General features: G+C 67.9%; 1 protein-coding gene and 1 pseudogene. One reads left to right on the forward strand and one right to left on the reverse strand.

Annotated elements, in window-relative coordinates; translation table 11 throughout:
- On the forward strand, window positions 1-555 hold a 555-nt coding region (locus J2Y58_RS20960), incomplete at its 5' end, for a class I SAM-dependent methyltransferase (protein ID WP_310107455.1).
- 95 nt (window positions 556-650) lie between these two features.
- Here the strand turns inward: J2Y58_RS20960 and J2Y58_RS20965 are convergent.
- A pseudogene (locus tag J2Y58_RS20965) lies at window positions 651-1025 on the reverse strand (catalase HPII); the annotation flags it as partial.

Raw genomic sequence — 1025 nt, forward strand, 5'->3', positions numbered from 1 at the left:
GCCGGCGACGACGATCCCTGGCGCACCTTCACCGCCCGTGACGAGGCGGTGAAGCGTACCGCGATCCTGCACGCAATAGGTGACCGACCGGTCGGACGGGTGCTGGAGCTGGCCAGCGGCAACGGCTCCAACAGTGTCGCGATCGCGAGGAAGGCGTTGCGCCTCGATGCGACCGAGGGCACGAGGGAAGGGGTCGACCTGACGGCACGCGCCGTCGCTACCTGGCCTCGTGCGTGCGCATCGCTGCTCGTGCTCCCAGGTCGACCGCCACGTCCCGTCTATGACGTGATCGTGATCGCCGAGATCCTGTATTACCTCTCAGCGCGAGACATGGCCCGGGTTGCGCGTGAGATGGCCGCCCGCCTGACGCCAGGCGGCACCATCGTGCTCGCGCACCACAGGATCGACTTCTACGACTTCGCCCAGCACGCGGCAGGGATCCACGCCCGGTTCCTCGCAGAGACCGGGCGTCGTTGGACGGTTCGCACCGTGCGCCGCACCCGCCGCTGGGTCGTCACCGCGGCTCGCCCCGACGATGTGCCCCGATCCCGTTGAACGCGAGCGAGGCAGCGCGTACCGCGTCCGGGCGATATGAAGTTCGCGGGTAAGTGGAGCGGCAGGACGTCCACCTGCCGCTCCCGCCAGGGTCGTCAGGCCGCCGCGTCGAGATCGACCTTCATTTCCCGAGCCCAGAACCTGAGGTCACGACAGGTCGTGACGAACGCCTTGACGTCCTTGCTCTTGCTTAGGGCTACGAAGCCATTGTCAAGCTCCGGCACCCGGGCGGCGTCGAACAACGTGGCGGCCGCATCGGTGTAGCCGATGAACTTGCAGTGGCCGAACGCGTCCGCCACGAAGTCCTTGGAGGCCGCATCCTTGGCGAGCAGCGCAGCTCCTTCCTCGGACGGGAGCACCGCGACGGCATCGAACAGGACCGAAGGTCCGCCGTCGATCTTCTGCTTGGCCGCGACCTTGGTGCCGTCGTCGAGCGTGACCCCGCCGATCTTCGGCGCGACCACCTCCCA

Origin of the sequence: Sphingomonas sp. BE138, from assembly GCF_031456125.1 — a bacterium.
Classification (GTDB): domain Bacteria; phylum Pseudomonadota; class Alphaproteobacteria; order Sphingomonadales; family Sphingomonadaceae; genus Sphingomonas.